This is a genomic window from Microcystis sp. 0824, assembly GCF_003112475.1.
In the GTDB taxonomy this organism is placed as follows: domain Bacteria; phylum Cyanobacteriota; class Cyanobacteriia; order Cyanobacteriales; family Microcystaceae; genus Microcystis; species Microcystis aeruginosa_C.
The window spans coordinates 61,811-78,941 of sequence record NZ_BDSM01000025.1 but is presented as its reverse complement, the minus strand read 5'-3'; the positions used below and the strand labels follow the sequence as shown (position 1 = coordinate 78,941).

19 protein-coding genes, 1 tRNA gene, 1 pseudogene and 1 riboswitch are annotated in these 17,131 nt (G+C 45.0%); of the genes and pseudogenes, 11 read left to right on the top strand and 10 right to left on the bottom strand.

The window, feature by feature from the left end; all coding sequences use genetic code 11:
* Window positions 1-571 precede the first annotated feature (571 nt).
* Window positions 572-799 carry a DNA-directed RNA polymerase subunit omega gene (locus N0824_RS10105; RefSeq protein WP_002737694.1) on the top strand — a complete coding sequence of 76 codons (228 nt, stop codon included), beginning with the start codon at window positions 572-574 and terminating at the stop codon, window positions 797-799.
* Window positions 800-827: 28 nt separating this feature from the next.
* On the opposite strand, the gene N0824_RS20700 is transcribed toward N0824_RS10105, so the two are convergent.
* On the bottom strand, window positions 828-986 hold the full coding sequence (locus N0824_RS20700; RefSeq protein WP_158269546.1) for a hypothetical protein: 159 nt from the start codon (window positions 984-986) through the stop codon (window positions 828-830).
* A gap of 396 nt (window positions 987-1,382) precedes the next feature.
* Here N0824_RS20700 and N0824_RS10100 point away from each other — a divergent pair, with 396 nt between their 5' ends.
* Complete coding sequence (locus tag N0824_RS10100; protein ID WP_108936663.1) at window positions 1,383-2,819, top strand: GTP-binding protein; 1,437 nt, start codon at window positions 1,383-1,385, stop codon at window positions 2,817-2,819.
* Window positions 2,820-2,973: 154 nt separating this feature from the next.
* Here N0824_RS10100 and N0824_RS10095 read toward each other — a convergent pair whose 3' ends face one another.
* Together N0824_RS10095 and N0824_RS10090 are read right to left on the bottom strand one after the other, a co-directional pair.
* Complete coding sequence (locus tag N0824_RS10095) at window positions 2,974-3,270, bottom strand: type II toxin-antitoxin system RelE/ParE family toxin (RefSeq protein WP_108936662.1); 297 nt, start codon at window positions 3,268-3,270, stop codon at window positions 2,974-2,976.
* Window positions 3,255-3,443, bottom strand: coding sequence for a hypothetical protein (locus N0824_RS10090; protein WP_002737442.1), 189 nt, complete (start codon window positions 3,441-3,443; stop codon window positions 3,255-3,257). Before N0824_RS10090 ends, N0824_RS10095 begins: the two co-directional genes overlap by 16 nt.
* A 473-nt stretch (window positions 3,444-3,916) precedes the next feature.
* Between N0824_RS10090 and N0824_RS10085 the strand changes: the two genes are divergently transcribed.
* The 3 genes from N0824_RS10085 (at window position 3,917) to N0824_RS10075 (ending at window position 5,850) form a co-directional block, all read left to right on the top strand.
* Complete coding sequence (locus N0824_RS10085) at window positions 3,917-4,609, top strand: Crp/Fnr family transcriptional regulator (RefSeq protein ID WP_108936661.1); 693 nt, start codon at window positions 3,917-3,919, stop codon at window positions 4,607-4,609.
* 170 nt (window positions 4,610-4,779) lie between these two features.
* Window positions 4,780-4,965, top strand: coding sequence for a hypothetical protein (locus N0824_RS10080; RefSeq protein ID WP_002799309.1), 186 nt, complete (start codon window positions 4,780-4,782; stop codon window positions 4,963-4,965).
* 153 nt (window positions 4,966-5,118) lie between these two features.
* Window positions 5,119-5,850, top strand: coding sequence for a TIGR02391 family protein (locus tag N0824_RS10075; protein ID WP_108936660.1), 732 nt, complete (start codon window positions 5,119-5,121; stop codon window positions 5,848-5,850).
* Window positions 5,851-5,870: 20 nt separating this feature from the next.
* Here the strand turns inward: N0824_RS10075 and N0824_RS10070 are convergent, their stop codons facing one another.
* Both N0824_RS10070 and N0824_RS10065 read right to left on the bottom strand, forming a co-directional pair.
* A complete protein-coding gene (locus N0824_RS10070; protein ID WP_108936659.1) occupies window positions 5,871-6,659 on the bottom strand; it encodes an RNA methyltransferase in 789 nt (262 codons plus the stop codon).
* Window positions 6,660-6,721: 62 nt separating this feature from the next.
* A tRNA-Leu gene (locus N0824_RS10065) sits at window positions 6,722-6,805 on the bottom strand.
* 191 nt (window positions 6,806-6,996) lie between these two features.
* Here N0824_RS10065 and murA point away from each other — a divergent pair.
* A complete protein-coding gene (murA, locus tag N0824_RS10060; protein ID WP_108936658.1) occupies window positions 6,997-8,310 on the top strand; it encodes a UDP-N-acetylglucosamine 1-carboxyvinyltransferase in 1,314 nt (437 codons plus the stop codon).
* Window positions 8,311-8,412: 102 nt separating this feature from the next.
* Here murA and N0824_RS10055 read toward each other — a convergent pair whose 3' ends face one another.
* The 5 genes from N0824_RS10055 to N0824_RS10035 all read right to left on the bottom strand — a co-directional run bounded on the left by N0824_RS10055 (window position 8,413) and on the right by N0824_RS10035 (window position 13,889).
* Entirely contained in the window at window positions 8,413-9,249 is an 837-nt protein-coding gene (locus N0824_RS10055) for an ABC transporter ATP-binding protein (RefSeq protein WP_108936657.1), read from the bottom strand.
* A gap of 9 nt (window positions 9,250-9,258) precedes the next feature.
* On the bottom strand, window positions 9,259-10,662 hold the full coding sequence (locus N0824_RS10050) for a CmpA/NrtA family ABC transporter substrate-binding protein (RefSeq protein ID WP_108936656.1): 1,404 nt from the start codon (window positions 10,660-10,662) through the stop codon (window positions 9,259-9,261).
* Window positions 10,663-10,666: 4 nt separating this feature from the next.
* On the bottom strand, window positions 10,667-11,506 hold the full coding sequence (gene ntrB, locus N0824_RS10045; protein ID WP_108936655.1) for a nitrate ABC transporter permease: 840 nt from the start codon (window positions 11,504-11,506) through the stop codon (window positions 10,667-10,669).
* 107 nt (window positions 11,507-11,613) lie between these two features.
* A riboswitch (cyclic di-AMP (ydaO/yuaA leader) is annotated at window positions 11,614-11,748 on the bottom strand.
* 173 nt (window positions 11,749-11,921) lie between these two features.
* Entirely contained in the window at window positions 11,922-12,524 is a 603-nt protein-coding gene (locus tag N0824_RS10040) for a Uma2 family endonuclease (protein WP_002797340.1), read from the bottom strand.
* A 417-nt stretch (window positions 12,525-12,941) separates the two neighbouring features.
* The gene (locus tag N0824_RS10035; protein ID WP_108936654.1) at window positions 12,942-13,889 is read right to left on the bottom strand and encodes a hypothetical protein; all 948 of its coding nucleotides are present in this window, start codon (window positions 13,887-13,889) and stop codon (window positions 12,942-12,944) included.
* A 346-nt stretch (window positions 13,890-14,235) separates the two neighbouring features.
* Between N0824_RS10035 and N0824_RS10030 the strand changes: the two genes are divergently transcribed.
* From N0824_RS10030 to N0824_RS10010, 5 genes and pseudogenes are all read left to right on the top strand, one after another.
* Window positions 14,236-14,943, top strand: coding sequence for an SIMPL domain-containing protein (locus N0824_RS10030; protein WP_108936653.1), 708 nt, complete (start codon window positions 14,236-14,238; stop codon window positions 14,941-14,943).
* A gap of 79 nt (window positions 14,944-15,022) precedes the next feature.
* Window positions 15,023-15,910, top strand: coding sequence for an alpha/beta fold hydrolase (locus tag N0824_RS10025; protein ID WP_046661727.1), 888 nt, complete (start codon window positions 15,023-15,025; stop codon window positions 15,908-15,910).
* 42 nt (window positions 15,911-15,952) lie between these two features.
* Window positions 15,953-16,327: a hypothetical protein gene (locus N0824_RS10020; RefSeq protein ID WP_108936652.1), complete on the top strand. Its 375-nt coding sequence runs from the start codon at window positions 15,953-15,955 to the stop codon at window positions 16,325-16,327.
* 101 nt (window positions 16,328-16,428) lie between these two features.
* Complete coding sequence (locus tag N0824_RS10015) at window positions 16,429-16,668, top strand: type I restriction-modification system subunit M N-terminal domain-containing protein (protein ID WP_233256407.1); 240 nt, start codon at window positions 16,429-16,431, stop codon at window positions 16,666-16,668.
* A gap of 78 nt (window positions 16,669-16,746) precedes the next feature.
* Window positions 16,747-17,103, top strand: a pseudogene (locus tag N0824_RS10010) (IS607 family transposase); the annotation flags it as partial.
* Window positions 17,104-17,131: the final 28 nt, after the last annotated feature.

Here is a 17,131-nt window from a genome sequence, read left to right as displayed (position 1 = left end):
CTACACCCTACACCCCACACCCCACACCCTACACCCCACACCCCACACCCTACACCCCACACCCCACTTTCCTATCAGCTTTAGTAATGATTATCATCGGTTTTTTCAATCGAACAAATAAAAACGCCCCCAAAAAGGAAGCGTTTTTTAACTTATCATGAGGACTTAGCAAAATGTGTGCAGAGTTAGAATGCGGATGTTGGATGGGGATCCAGCATCTGTTTATTTTTAACCATCGATCGCCAGTGCTGTCAAGTCCATGGCAATAGCATCACCAGAAGCTAAATCGAGGGGGAAGTTATATGTTCAAGTGTATTTACAGCCCCCGCAATTGTGTCCCTTTTTTGGGTTTATTTATTTCAAAATTTATCTCTTTATTTGTATATTTTTAAACTTGTATAAAATTGATTTAAGTTTTGTAAAAAGTAGTTGACAAAATCCGATCGAGATGGAGTATCACCCTATCCTTAAGGTTGACAAAATATGGTAAGGTGGACTGAGTAATAAAACTGATCACTAACCTATTATCAGTGACCACTGCTAAATTCACCAGAGAAGGCTAAATATAACTATGTCCAAACGGTTTAAATTCGACTCCTCCGAGATGATTTATCTCACCGATAAACTGATGAATGTGGCCAGCAATCGTTACTCGATCGTCGTGCAAGTCGCTAGACGGGCCAAACGCGTCCGCTACGATACCGTAGAAAATATCGATGACCCGATGATTAAACCCGTCCAACGGGCCCTGATGGAAATGACCGACGAATTAACCGAACCGGAATTATTACGCGATTAATCCCCTAAAATTGCCCGGGAACCCACCCCTAAATTTCATCAGGGTTGATCCCCAGCGCTCTTAGTCTTTTCGCCAGTCGTTGGGCTTTTTGTTCCGCTTCCTCTTTGGCTAAACGTTCTTGCTGGGCGATCAAACTTGCTTCAGTGGTGATAGCATCATTGACCAGGGCATTAGCTCCACAAAACAATTATAACGAAGGCGGTCGGCAGGGGGCAGCAGGCCTTTTTTGTAACGGGGATTTATGCCCCGACCCAAAAACTTTTCGCCTTAAGGCGAGGTTTTAGACCCGATTTTTTCGTTGACACTCCTTGATCTAAAGATACAAGGATTATTAGGGAGTAAATTCTTAAAGGGTTAGCTAAAAACCCACTAGACAATCACTCAATTGAGTCTGTGCTTACTTTTCTAAAGTATACTAAAGAAATACATTAAATGTCAAGCCGTCCTAAAAGGACGGGGTTTCAGACCCCAATTTTCGATGATAGGGTGGGTTTTCTAGACCACTACAATCCCAACACAAAGCCGTCCTAAAAGGACGGGGTTTTAAACCCAAATTTTCGATAACCGATAACTGATAACTGAAATGACCTCTGACCCGTTCCTCGATCGAGCTTGGAATACCGAAGACCTAGAACAAGCGCTTCGAGGTGTCGGCACTATTCAAGAAGAACTCAACTATAATCAGGCACGCAATTCTCTGAGCAAACTTGTTGAGCGTCTGGATCTTACCTCGATCGAGAAAATTGGTCTAGAAGCGGAGATCGATCGCCTAGTGGCCCTGCTAGAAAAACTAGATCGATCCCTGATTCAAATTGCCGCTTTTGGCCTGGTGGGCCGGGGAAAATCCTCGATTTTAAATGCTCTGGTCGGTCAAGAAATCTTTACGACCGGTCCCCTACACGGAGTTACCCGCACCATTAAAGGGGTAAATTGGCAGTTGAGCAGCGATGATACTTTCCCCAATCTAGCGCGTCTGACCCTGAACGGCCAGGGTAATGCTCAGGTGCAATTGCTTGATACTCCCGGTATTGATGAGGTAGATGGGCAAACGAGGGAAATTCTCGCCTGTCAGGTGGCGCAGCAGGTGGATTTAATCCTTTTTATCATCTCTGGTGATATGACCAAAGTGGAATTTTCCGCTCTGGCCAAGTTGCGGGAAGCGGGAAAACCGATGATTTTGGTCTTTAATAAAATCGATCAGTATCCGGAAGTCGATCGCCTCGCTATCTATGAGAAAATCGCCTCAGAACGGGTGAAAGAATTACTCTCCCCCGATGAGATTGTTATGGTGGCAGCCTCTCCCCTCGTGGCGGAGACGGTTAAAGGGCAGGATGGGCGGCTAAAAACGCAACGATTTCGGGGAAAACCCCAGATAGAAGCCCTGAAACTCAAAATTTTGGAAATTCTAGAGCGAGAGGGTAAATCGCTCGTGGCACTCAATTCTATGCTGTATGCGGACGAGGTAAACGAGCAAATTGTCGCCCGCAAAATGGCTATCCGCGATCGCGGCGCCAATCAATTGATTCAAAAAGCAGTGATGATCAAAGCATCGGCGATCGCTCTTAATCCGGTGACGGTGTTGGATCTGTTGACGGGAGCAGTTATCGATCTAGCCATGATTCTCGCTCTTTCTCGCTTATACGGCATCGATTTAACTCGTCAGGGAGCGATCGCTCTTTTACAAAAAATTGCCCTCAATATGGGGGGTATTAGTGCCAGCGAATTTTTAGCGGTTTTGGGCTTAAGTTCCCTCAAAGGACTGCTTGGCCTATCGATTCCTGCCACTGGCGGCATTTCTCTCCTTCCCTATACTTCGATCGCCCTGACTCAAGCGGGGGTTGCCGGTGTATCCTGTTACGCGATCGGCCAAGTGACGAAAACCTATCTCGCTAATGGGGCCACCTGGGGACCCGATGGCCCGAAGGCAGTGGTGGCCAGCATTCTCGATTCCCTCGATGAAACCTCGATTCTCAACCGGATTAAGCGGGAATTAGGCTCAAAATTGGGGGGTGGGGGTTAGGAGAAGTGGGAATTATGAATTATGAATTATGAATTAGGAAGTGGGGAAGTGGGAAGTGGGAAGTGGGAAGAATAAATAAAAATAATCTCCTGACTCCTGACTCCTGACTCCTGGCTCCTGACTCCTAACGGTTGATCACTGATCACTGACTAGATCAATCCAAGAAATGCTTACTATGGACGATCGCCGCTATAATAACTATCTCCCCTTGAATTTGATAGATCAGACGGTAGGCATAGGCAGACTTTTCTCGGATAGTATCATCGCTAAATTCGGCGCATTGTTTTGCTTCTAGGGGACAATTTTCTAAAGAATAGCTTATATCAAGAATTCGACGCACGACGGCCGCCGCATAGGACGGGGAATCTCGACTAATATAAGATGCGATCGCATCCACGTCTTCAATTGCTTTGGGCGACCAGACAAGGCGATAATTCACTCGATCAGCCATTTGTTTAAAAGACCCTCAACTTCTTCTTGGGGGATTGTATTCTCCAGAGAGGCAGCGTTCAAACTTTGACGCACCTTCTCCAGAACGTATAAATGATACTGAATATCTTCAATTGAACAATCATCTGGTAATTGATTCAAGAGGGATTCAACTTTTTGTCTAATGCTATTCATACAAGTTTGACCGAAGTTTTTAAGGAAAAGTATAAATTTAAATTATCTATCAACTATCATCTATAGCAGTTATCTTAATAGTGAGGTACGAAGTATCTGGTTTTAGGGAACAGGGAACGGTTAACAGTAGCTGGTCGCCAAGAGATAATGCCAAATTTCTTTATACTTCATCTTTAAGATAAACGCTATATCATAGATAGAAAACTAATAGTCACGCATCCTATCTTATGCCATAGTCCCCAGAAAAGCGAGGAAAAGTTAAGAATAGATAAGCTGATTATCTAGCTTTTGTAACATTGGGGCGGGTATTCTGTTAAGAATGCTTAATAATTCCCCTATCTGCCCAATCCCCGCGACTTCTAGGCATTATTGACCGATAACCATCTAGCGGCCACAAGACCCCCCCAATCGCAGCAATTTTTTGTTACATTAGTTTACAGTTCCCTCAACGCCCCAGTGGGTTATTAATTTTAATGTCTTCTTCGGTTCCTTCGTCGGATTTTATACCCTTAATCGGTCAAGAAACAGAAATCTTTAACTGGGCAAAATCCCATTATCGTAACCATACCTTTGCCAAAGATGAAAAAGTAGCCACGCGCCCCGGGCTATTATACTTTGTGGAATCTGGGGCGATTCGTATTGTTGGTAAGGCACAAGTTAACGTTATTGACCAAAAATCCGCCCGTCAACTACCTATGGCCGATAGTGAGGAAGTATTTCTCGGTTTTGTGGGTGCAGGTCAACCTTTTGAGATTGTTTCTCAATTTCCCTTTCAATTACAAGCCCAAGCTCATCTAGACGGAACCGAGTTAGTCTGGTTATACTGGGAAGACCTAGAAAAATGGCCGCAATTGCGATCGGCTATTATGGAAACTTTTCGCCATCAATACCAGCGTAAGTTATTTTGGTTGAGTATTCTCGGTCAAAAACGCTCCCTCGATCGATTAATGGGGTTCTTGGTTCTATTATTGGAAGAATACGGTCAACCCTGTGGGGAAGGCTATTATCTCCCCTATCCCCTAACTCACGCTCAAATTGCCAGCGCCATCGGCACTACCAGAGTAACAGTAACAAGATTAATCGGTAAATTGCGACAACAAAATTCGATCTTTTTTAAACAAGATAATCTGATCGGATTGCCCAGTTTATTTTTGAGTCAGAATTAATTTTTCTGCGGTGTTGCTGACTCACGCTATGAATGCCAACCGTGCATCCTATCCAAAAGTTAGTTTGGCTCTAGGTTTTAAAAACCCCACACAGGCAGATTCCTATCGCAAATCAGCAACCCCAGAAATCTATGACCCCTCTATCTGGCAACAAACAACCGAGATAGCTTATGACTGAGCCAATTCCTGATAAATTATCGGAACGAATCGATACAGGTGTTAGAGTCGCAATCGCAGAAGCAATTGAGAGACACCGCCTCTTAGGAGAATCTATCAGCATTTTCAAAGATGGCCAAATTGTCACCTTAACAGCCGAGCAAATTCCGCCAAAACTTGCCAAAAAAACGGAAGTGTAAAAAATTGGTTGACTGTCTCAAATTGCACTATTCATAGAAACAGTTTCACCTATCCGAGGGATTTATATAAAGGTCGGTTTTAGCAAATTCCCGTTACGAAAATCAAAAGTACATAGTATAATAGTACTGTTCTTTACTTTTCGAGGTATAAATATGACCTTAACAGAAAAACAAAAAAACCTTTTGCGATGGATAGTTGAAGGAGTACGGGCTGATCATCTTCCCGAGGACTGTATTTGGTACATTACGACTCTTACAGATTGTGGTTGGGTTGATTACAAGGGTTCTCATAGCTGGCCTCCTGTCACATTCGCAACCCTCGATATATTAGAAGAATATGGTTATATTAAATGGCAACAAAAAAGCCAGAATCAATACAAGGGCGCTCTAACAGGAAAAGCTTATGAAGCGGTTGATTCTAACTTTGACGAACCCAATCGCTCGGCTATTCCTCATCTAATTCCCTTGACTGAAGTTGAACATTTAGACTCCGAACTATGGGAGAGAGTCCGTTTTTCTGTGAGTGCGGGTGGAGATAATCCAAAAGCGTGGGATACTGCGATTCGCAATGCGACAGTGGTTTTAGAAGACCGCATGAGGAAACTGGGAAATATTGATAATATTAATCAAAAAGCCACGGGTAATGGTATTGTTAACCTAGTTTTTGGAAGCAATAAATCTGTACAAAAAGATAAGCTTCCCTCAGAAGAATTAGAGGCATACCGTGATTTATATTCGGGTACAATGAAGCTTTTTCGTAACCGTTACGCTCATCGATTCATCGATCCTAAACCAGAGGAGGGTGGGGCAATTATCGTATTCATCGATTTATTGTTGAAGATGCTAGATGATTTAAATTGGGAGACAGAAAACGAGAATACATAAATCTCTAATTCTTGTCTGGTTTAACTATTTACCGATAATTGTCTTCTAGCTTCGTAGAGGATGACAGCAGTAGCGATCGCAACATTTAAAGATTCCACACCACCAAAGAGGGGAATTTTCACCGTTTCATCGGCTAAAGCCGCTAATTGGGGTGATAAACCGGCTCCTTCATTGCCTAATAATATTAAAGTCGGACGGGTAAAATCAATCTCCCAGTGGTTTTTGGTGGCTGTGGGTAAAGTCGCAATCGCTTTTACCCCCTGTGCTTGATATTTTTTCACTAAAGCCGATAAATCCGATTCTACCACTAGGGGCGATCGAAACCATTCCCCGGCGGAACTGCGGAGCACTTTGGGGTTATCGATTTCGACGCTATCAAGACTTAACCAGATACCCTGTACCTCTGTAGCCACGGCAGTGCGGATAATAGTGCCGAGATTACCCGGATCCTGCAATCTTTCCAAAACTAAGCCCAATTGTAGCGGATTTTGGGGGACTGTATGAAGGTGATCACGGGAAATAGTAGCAATCACACCATCGGGATTAACCGTGGTTGCTAGGGAAGCGAGGACTTCCGGGGAAACTATCTCGACTCGTTTCGCCTGATTTTGAAGCTTCTCCGCTAATTCTCCCTGTCTTTGCCGCCACTTTTCCGTCAAACAGACCGTCTCTAGGGAACAATTCAGGGCTAAAGCTGTCTCTAGTAAGTGAGTCCCCTCAATTAAGGACAAATTCTGCTCCTGTCGCTCTCTAGTGCGGTGTAGCTTGCGAATTTGCTTGATTAAAGGGTTTTGAACACTGCTAATCATAGCCAATCGGATTTTTCACCCCGCTAGGGCTGCCCTAAATAACTACGTTTTGAGGGAGATAATGCGGAACTCGGGACTTGAACCCGAAAGTCTTTGCAGACACTAGAACCTGAATCTAGCGCGTCTACCAATTCCGCCAGTTCCGCATTCTTCTTTCACAATCTTTTATTATACTATCGGACAATCCATAAGTCAAGATAGTTGAGATAATTAAGACAAAAATCGCTTTTCGGGGTAGAATCACCAATAATTTCCTCAAAAATCTGATAAGATGCAGTCTCATTTTACCGAAGCTTTCCTTAGCCAAGACTCCCAACTAAGATAAATGAATCATCCTATGACCATCGATACCGAGCATCCCTATTTAGAAATTCAAGGTCGTCACTCTCTCAAGGGTGAAGTCAAGATCAGTGGCGCCAAAAATGCCGCTCTCGTGATTATGGCAGGAGCTTTACTCTGCTCCGACGAGTGCCAGATTAGTAATGTACCTGCCCTAGCCGATATCGAGCGGATGAGTCAAATTCTCTCGGCTTTGGGCGTGCAAGTCCGTCGCACCGGAGACAGACTAGAGATTGATGGCAGAGACCTCAAACAAGCTCAAGCACCCTACGATCTCGTCTCCCAGTTGCGGGCCAGTTTTTTTGCCATTGGACCGATTTTAGCCCGTTTAGGAGAAGCAAAAGTTCCCCTCCCCGGCGGCTGCGCCATTGGGGCCAGACCGGTAGATCTGCACGTTAGAGGCCTACAGTCAATGGGTGCAGATGTATTAATTGATCGTGGCATGGTACACGCCCGCGTTAAGGGTAATGGTCGTCTGAAAGGGGCGAATATTTATCTGGATTATCCCAGTGTGGGAGCGACGGAAACCCTAATGATGGCGGCGACTTTAGCGGACGGGGAAACCATTCTCGGTAATGCAGCCCAGGAGCCAGAGGTGATTGATTTAGCCGATTTTTGTGTTTCCATGGGGGCAAAAATTCGCGGTGCTGGGACCAATACAATTGTCATCGAGGGAGTTTCCCGTCTGCACAGTACCGATTACAGTATCATTCCCGATCGCATTGAAGCCGGGACTTTACTGATAGCCGGGGCGATTACCCGCTCAGAAATTAGTCTTTATCCCGTGATTCCCAGCCATTTAGCTTCGGTAATTGCCAAACTGCACGAAATCGGTCCGGAAGTGGTGGAAGATGGTCCTAATCGTCTCCGGATTATCCCTAAAGACTTAAAAGCCACCGATATCGAAACCCTGCCCTATCCCGGTTTTCCCACAGATATGCAGGCCCAATTTATGGCTCTATTAACTTTAGCCGAGGGCAGTAGCGTGGTTAATGAGACGGTTTTTGAAAACCGTCTGCGTCATGTGGCCGAATTAAAGCGTCTGGGAGCAGATATCAAGGTCAAAGGAAATGTGGCTTTAGTGCGCGGTGTGCCTTTCCTCTCTGGGGCGCCGGTGATGGCCACGGATCTACGCGCTTCGGCAGCTTTGGTGGTGGCGGGATTGGCAGCCCGGGGGACTACTATTGTGCAGGGACTCCATCACCTCGATCGAGGTTACGATAATTTAGAGGGTAAATTAAGAGCATTAGGGGCAAATTTACGCCGGGTTGATCCTTTAGCCTTAGAATTGGCTACCCTGACCCAATCTTAGTAGAAAAAGGGCGAAGCATTCGGGCAATAACCTATCGGTGAAACCGGAGATTTCCTATCCGAATGCTTCGCCCCTACAGATATTATCTGACTTTTTCACCGCCTATTCATCTGCTGTAAAATAACGCTCTAGAAAATCGAGAGCATGATTTCTTAAATCATAATATTCTTGAGTTTCTCGCATGGCGTGACGATCCCGGGGATGAGGAAAAGGAACCGTTAAAATCTCACCGATATTAGCATGGGGCCCATTGGTCATTAAAACAATGCGATCGGACATGAAAATTGCCTCATCTACATCATGGGTAATCATAATCACCGCTTGCCGGTGACTCTCCCAAATTTTCAGCACTTCCTGTTGTAATTTTCGCTTAGTTAAAGCATCTAAAGCCCCAAAAGGTTCATCCATTAATAGCATTTTCGGTCGAGTTACCAAAGCGCGAGCGATGCCCACCCGCTGCTTCATTCCGCCGGAGATTTCTTCGGGATATTTATCAGCAGCAGCAGTTAAATGCACCATAGCTAAATGTTCATTAACAAGGCTATTTTTTTCAACTTTACTAGCACTTTTAAGAACTTCATCCACCGCCAAGCGAATATTTTCTCGCACTGTCAACCAGGGCAAAAGAGAATAATGCTGAAAAACCATCATGCGGTCGGCCCCCGGTTTACGAATTAATTTTCCTTCTAAAGTCACCTGTCCCGAAGAAGCTTGTTCTAAACCGGCGATAATTTTTAAAAGCGTCGATTTGCCGCAACCGGAATGACCGATCACCGAAATGTATTCTTGGGAACCAATAGTTAGATTGACCCCATCGAGGACAACAAAATTACTGCCATCAGCCTTAGGATAAGCTTTAACGATATTTTTAATCTCTAAAAATTCCTCCCCGGAAAAGGAACTTGAGAGCGAGTTAGGAACAGAGGAGAATTGGGCCATAATAATGAATTATCCCTGCAAATAAAAGAATTGAGGTGAATTGGCGCGAATTTCAAAACTGTTGAGATAACCGACGAGATCGCTAGGATCAAAAGCTTTTTGATCGATAAAAGCCCCCGGCGGTACGACGTAATAATCCTCGCTGGGAGAAACAATACCCATATCGTCGGCGATTTGACGGTATAAATCGGTTCTCCAAGCTTTTTTGGCTACTTCTTCCGCATTTTTGGGTATTTCAGCAATCTGTCCCCAGCGAGCGGCCTGGGTGATTAACCAAAGACTTTCGGATTGCCAGAGAAAGGTAGAATGATCGTGATCGGCTTTGGCAATATCTTTCGGCATGGCGAAAAAAATTGTCGTCGCTAGATCCTCGACCAGACGTTTTTGATCATCGAAACCGCCATAGTTGTAATTCCCAACGATGCCGGGGCGGGTAAATTGTGGTTTTGCCCCTGTAAACGAGCGCCCGGAAATGATCGTCGCTACTTCCTCTCGATTTTCAGGTCGATCGCAATACTGACAAGCTTCAATCATCGCTTTCACTAAAGAGCGATAGGTTTTCGGGTTTTCTTCGATAAAGGACTCCATCACCGCTAGAATGCGATCGGGGTGTCCTTGCCAGATTTCCCGTCCCTGGGCAAAGGTAAAACCGACCCCTTCGTTACCGGTAATCGCCCTAGTGTTCCAGGGTTCGGCCACCATATAAGCTTGCATTGTACCAATACGCATATTGTTGACCATCTGCGGCGGCGGAATAATCAAAAGACGAAATTCTTCGATCGGATTAATGCCCATCGATGCCGTCAGGTAACGCAGGAAGTATTCATAGATGGAGGAACTCAAGACCACCGCCCAGATGCGCTCTTCCGGGGGGATACTCTGGAAATAGGCTTGCAGTTGCCGGCCCGCTTGCTCAAGATCGCCATTATACTCTTGCCAAGGTCGAAGGCCAAAATCCCACATCGGCCGATTCATGGTCATAGCGTTGCCGTGACGATGAATAGTCATCGCCCCACACAGAGGGGCAACCCGGGCCCCTTCTGCCCCCGTCCTCGCATTGGTAATCGCCCCAGAGACCACGGGAGAAGCGTCCAAGCGTTTGAAGATAATCCCATCACGGGAATTCGCCCAACTTGCTTCCCGACTGAGGGTGACATTCAGTCCATACTTGCGAAAAAAGCCTTTTTCCCAGGCGACGGCGAAGGGGGCGCAATCATTGACGGGGACATATCCCACGGTGAGGTTAGGTTTTTCTAGGGTTTTCGGGTCGATAATCGGGGTTACGGCTAGGGCTGCCTCGGTTAATCCCGTCGGGTTGCGACTGGCATTGATAGTACAGGCAGTCAGGCTACCAGTAACCAAAGTCGTCCCCAATCCCTGAAGGAAGGTACGTCTAGATATGGGGGGAATCATGGTATTAACTGCCCGGTTTAGCGGGACGATGGGTGACAAGGACTTGTAAACGGCTAATTAGGTAATCGAGGATTAAACCGGTAACGCCGATGACAATCACCGCCAGAAAGACGGAACTAAGGTTTAAGCGATTCCACTCATCCCAAAGAAAAAACCCGATTCCCACACCTCCGGTTAACATTTCCACGGCTACGATGACTAGCCAAGCAATTCCTAAACTTAAGCGCAATCCCGTAAAAATGTAAGGCAAACTAGCGGGGAGGATAATTTTAAAAATCTGGCGATATTTGGGCATTTCTAGGACTCTGGCCACATCGATATAGTCTTTGGGTACACTACCGACTCCTAGGGCTGTATTAATCATGGTTGACCAGAGGGAGGTGATAAAAATCACAAAAATGGCCGAGGGTTCCGCGACTCCAAACATGGCTAGAGAGATAGGTAGCCAAGCTAGGGGAGAAACGGGGCGTAGAATTTGAATGATCGGATTGAGGATGAGCATAGCCGGCCGGGATAGCCCGATGAGAAACCCGACCGGAATAGCCACTAATGCTCCCAAGAGAAAACCAATTAAGACGCGTCGCAAACTGGCCAGCAATAGCCAACCAATGCCGAGATTGCCCGGACCGCGACGATAGAAGGGATGGAGAATATAATCGAGATTGCTAGTCAAGGCCTGCCAAGGATTGGGCATCAATTCACTTCGGAAAGTCGCAATTACCCACCAGAGCGTAATCAGACCGATAAAACCCATCGCCGGATACAGTACCACATCCTTAAACAGCCAAGCTTTCGCTTGCCTGCCTGTGGCACGCCCAGCGACTAAAATAGCCGCAATATTCATGTTATTTACCCTTGTATAAGGATCGAGGTACAGATAATGAGCAGTACCAACCAAGAATCCTGAAAGAGCCAGAATATTTGCAGGAATATCTCCTATTCTGTTTCTCTTCAGTCTTCCCCCAATGCCGACGAAGTTAGCTGACGGGCTAGGACTGAGAGATGTCCTTTTCATTGACTGAAATGCGCCCCAAATTCGGTTCCTCCGCTTCAACAGACCACGGTTGAATTAGGCTGACTTACTCTATTTGCCCAGAATGATAACACATTCGATCGAGTTGTGGGAAAATCCCGGTCGCCCCTGATACTAAATCCTTTTTTAACAGTATGATTAACTCCCAATCCAACTTTAAAAACCCACTCCCCACTTCCCCAATTCATAATTCATAATTCATAACAGGAGTCCGCAGCGATCGCATTTACCAAATCTTAGCCATTACTAATACAAACCCCGGCAATTCTGGATCACCACTAATGGTTTCAGGAGCATTTAAAATCTCCGGTTCTTGATGGGGACGATAAATATAGACTTGGCGATTTTGGCGATCAATTAACCAACCCAATAAAGTACCATTGGCAATATATTCTTCCATCTTTTTCTGCAAACTGGATACTGTATCACTAGCAGAACGCAATTCAATGACAAAATCGGGACAGATGGGGGCAAAAGAGGCTTTTTGTTTTTCTGTTAAAGCATTCCAGCGTTCTAATTTAATCCAAGCAGCATCCGGTGAACGAGTCGCACCATTGGGCAGCGTAAAACCCGCACTAGAATCAAACCCAAGCCCCGTTCCATCTAGTTCTGACCAGTTCCCCAGTTGCAGAGCTATATTAAAATTGCGATTACCCGTATCTGAAAAAGCAGGGGGCATAACGATCACTTCTCCACTAGCACTGCGTTCAATGCGTAAATCTCGATTGGCTAAACAAAATTCATAAAATTGCTCCTCCGTCATCGGCATAATCCAAGGAAGATCAATCATCAAAGGAGCCGAGGTCGCTTGTACAAGTAGTGTCGTCATATTTTCGCCCTACTCAAGAATTACACGAATTAACAACTGAATGCCCTTCAATCTTAACTTAGCTCTTGTCAACGGCATTATTAACTACCAAAAGATAGAATGCGATCGCTCTTAACCTTGCCAAAGAAGCCTGACGGAGAGTAATGTAAATATTTATAAAAATGTAGCTTAGAATACATTTTAAAAAAGGAGAGTGTGTATTGTTATTTTATTGTCCGTCTTTTCAGAAAAAGAAACCACAAAAGTCTCCTAATACCATCAATAAAATCCGACAATTCCCCTTCATTAATTGGAGGGGTTTTTATCAGTTGTCATACTAAATCCGTTGAGTAACGCACAGAAAACGGGTTTCTCCGAGAAACCCGTTTTCTATTAATGCTTGGGGATAGTTTTTCCTAGCTTAGGGGGAGTGAAAGTTTAATTTTCCCTGAATCTTTCTAACAGTTCTGAGCGAGATAAATTAGCCAGAGAAAGAAGTAACCCGGTGCGTTCCGAGATGGGAAGTTGGGCAATCTGTTCCACCAGACCAGATAATTCTGCATCTAGGCTGCCAAAGCGTCCTTCCAGAAGACTGGTTATCAGGGAATACCGTTCTTCTAAACTGCCTCGTTGTATCCCTTCTTGCATCCCTTCTTGTTTCCACTCTTCTCGTTGTTGTAAATAAGCTGGTGATAGGTTCATAATCTCCTCCTGTTCCTCGGTACTTAAATTATCTCTTAATTCCAAACTCTTGCGCCAGTTGGCCAGAATTTCCAGTAAATTCTCTTGGAAAGGATTACCTTCAGGTAATTGCACTAATTCTTCTACTGCCCGTTTTTGCGTCCCTCCTTTCCCTAGTACCCTCAACCATAAAGTCTCCTCATTGACTGGTAATTGATGGATGGCGACGATTCCTGTTTTGAACAGGCTAGGGGAAAAATAAACTCCCTTTCCCCACTCCTCTTTCATCCCCTCTTCCGGTAGGAATGAAGGGGGGATTCCCACGACTTCTTCAATCATTCTCCCCGAAAAAGTAGGCGTTAAAATCCAGAGAACTGGTAGTTCAGCTTCTGTTAGAGTTTTGTTTGTCCGTTTCGCCTTCCTCAAGACCTCGCCATGAACCGCATATAACTTTGAGATGCAACTGCGAATCTCTACCTCGGAGGGTGGGTTACGGAAAGGTTCAAATAAGCAGCAAGTCGCCGCCATTTTACCGAGTATGCCCAAGGGTAATTCAGTCCTTGATGCTGAACTGTCTGGTTCAAACCAGACATCGATTTCTTGAACTTCACTCTTGACTTTCTTGCTCTTTTTAATCGTCCCTAGAGACGCTAAGAGTTCTTCTAAATATTCCTTGGCAAATTGGTCGTGAATTTGGCGAGTCATTGCAGGGGATAATTAAGCCGAGAAAGTGCTGTAACAATCTTGTTAGATCATAGCAAGTTTTGAGAATTTATCTTTTTAATCAACTAGGTTTCAATTAAAGATAACGCGGGACATTTAGGGCTGGAGGTAACTTTTCTGGCTCGTTGATGCCAAGGATAGCGTTGATCGCATAGGTGAGGTACAATCGCAGCGGTGTGCGGACCAATCTTGCTTAAAGGCCCCTTCTCAAGTTCCCAGAGCTTAGTCACCAATATTCCGAAAGTGACAGAAAAGGGATAATCTTCCACTCAATTGCCCAAAATAAAGGCTAGAATCGAAATATAGTATCGATCGCTACGGATTTTTCATGAATTACAGAAAATTTTGCTTGGCTTTTTTGCTGTCCCTTATCCTCATCAACACCGGATTAGTTATGCCTAGTTACGCAAACGAAAGAGAATTGAGGACAATTACCGTAACGGGAGAAGGAATAGAAAATATCGCCACTTCTCAAGCAATAGTGCGCTTAGGGGTAGAAATTCAAGGCAAAGAAGCGGGTAAGGTGCAGCGGGAAACCGCCAATCGTAGCGATGCGGTGGTTAAATTTCTCCGTTCCCGTCAAGTGGAAAAATTGGAAACCACTGGCATTAGTTTACAGCCCAATTACGACTTCAGCAACAATCAAAGACGTTTAATCGGTTATATCGGGGCTAATTTGATTAGTTTTCAGGTTGATATAGCCCAAGCGGGGATTTTAATCGATGAAGCGGTGAAAGTCGGGGCAACACGCATCGATGGGGTCAGTTTTACTGCCGGAGAATCAGCGATCGCAGCTGGTCAGAGAACTGCTCTCATCAAAGCCACGGAACAAGCTAGAGAACAGGCTACAATCGTGTTACAAGCCCTCGGTTTAGTGCCGAAAGAAACGGTTTCTATCCAAGTGGGTAATACCAGTAATCCCGTGCCAATAGCCCGCTCAGAAGCGGTTTTTCGCAGTGCCGATGCTGCCAGTAGCCCGGTTATCGGAGGGGAACAAACCCTGCGCGCTGCTGTCACCCTCGAAATTAGCTATTAACATCTGTAGCTAGAGACAACTAACTACACATATCTAACCACCTCTTGCCTGTTGCCTCATCAAACTTTCGCCCTCATCCGTGAATTATCCCAACTTTTTACCCACTGTTAGGGAGGGATTGAGTGAAGATACCTCCCTTGCTCTCCTCGAAAATATCCAACAAATTGCCATCGATAGCCCCATCTATCCTCGATCGATTCTAACTACCTATAGTCAACAAGGGCAAGGTCAACCGCCTTTTGTTCTCCTGCACGGTTTTGATAGTTCCCTGCTGGAATTTAGGCGTTTACTACCCTTACTCGCCCAAAATAGGGAAACTTGGGCGATAGATCTACTCGGCTTCGGTTTTACTGAGCGATACCCAGATTTACAAGTATCTCCGAAAACTATTAAAAGCCATCTTTACCATTTCTGGCAAACTGCGATCGCAGAACCGATAATTTTAGTGGGTGCTTCCATGGGGGGTGCAGTGGCCCTAGATTTTGCCCTCTCCCACCCGGAAATAGTGGCAAAATTAGTCCTGATTGACAGCGCAGGACTAGCTAATCCCCCAGTTTTGGGTAAATTGATGTTTTCTCCCCTCGATAAGTGGGCAACTAATTTTTTAGCCAATCCCCGCGTGCGTCAAAATATCAGTCGTACTGCCTATTTTGATGCAACTTTAGCCACTGTTGATGCTTGCACCTGTGCTAATCTGCACCTGAATTGTCCCCACTGGAGTGAGGCTTTAATCTCCTTTACCAAAAGTGGCGGTTATGGGGCATTTTTACCGAAATTAAGCCAAATAAACCGAGAAACTCTGATTATTTGGGGAGAAAACGATCAAATTTTAGGCACAAAAGACGCGAAGATATTTCAGCAGGCCTTACCCAATAATCAACTGGTTTGGATTCCTCGCTGTGGTCATGTTCCCCACCTCGAAAAACCAGAACTTACCGCGGCCGCGATAGTTAAATTTGCGAACTAAAAACTTATAATAGGATTATTTGACCCTATAGTGCCAACTTTTATGAAATTTTTGCCGATCGCTCTAGCTACATTCAGCCTTCTGAGTTTATCTGTCAATATTCCCGCTACTGTAGCCACACAACAGCTTTTTTGTCGAGGCCGCATGAATAACGGTTGGTCCTATTCGGCAGAATTTCTCAATGGACGTTTTGAACGCATTCGCTGGACGCGTTCCGGTCAACCTCCCCAAGTTTCTAGCCTTAGTTTTAAAAATACCAACAACAAAGGACAACCGATTTATCGGGGCAGTTTATTCGCCGCAGTCAGTGTGACTCTGATAGACTTATCGAAAGGAGATGTCCGTCCCGGTTCGCAAATTTCCGTGGGAGTGGAAGAATGGGGTTGGTCGCGGGGAAACTGCGGTCTTAACAGATGAACAACTTCGGTGACAAGGTAAGTTTTATTTGGAGTATCGCGGATTAAATCCGCGATACCTTTAAGCGCGGCAAATATCAAGATGTCATACTGCCTTTCACCGTGCTGCGTCGCCTCGACTGCGTGTTAGAACCGACCAAAGAGGAGGTCTTAGCAGCCTACCACCATTACAAAGACAAGCTCGACAATCTCGCTCCTCTCCTCTGCAAAAAATCAGGATTTGCCTTCTACAACAGTTGTCCCTACGACTTCGACAAGCTCCTCGACGATCCCAAGCAGCTGGCCGCTAACCTCAAGCTCTACATCAACAGTTTTAGCGGCAATATGCGCGAAGTATTGTAAAGTTTCAATACAAATATAGTCAGATATAGTCAGGCATGGTAATATATAGACATGAAACTATGAGACCATGCAAAAAAAGCAGGAATAAGTTATCGAACGGCTTGGAGGTGGTGGAAACAAGGGAATTTAACAGGCTATCAATTGCCTTCTGGTACAATTATCATAACGGATGACAACCATTCAAAACCCGACTTGATAGCTTGCATTTATGCAAGAGTTTCCAGTGCCGAAAATAAAGACAATCTAGATAGACAAGCTGACCGATTAAAAGATTATGCTGTTGCCAGAGGCTACAAAATCTACAAAGTTGTCAAAGAAGTAGGCAGTGGATTAAACGATAATCGCCAACAATTAGCCAAAATTCTAGTTGACCCCAATTATAATGTTTTAATTGTTGAACACAAAGACCGTCTAGCCAGATTTGGGACTAATTAGGGTTTGCTGAATAATGGTAAAAACCTTA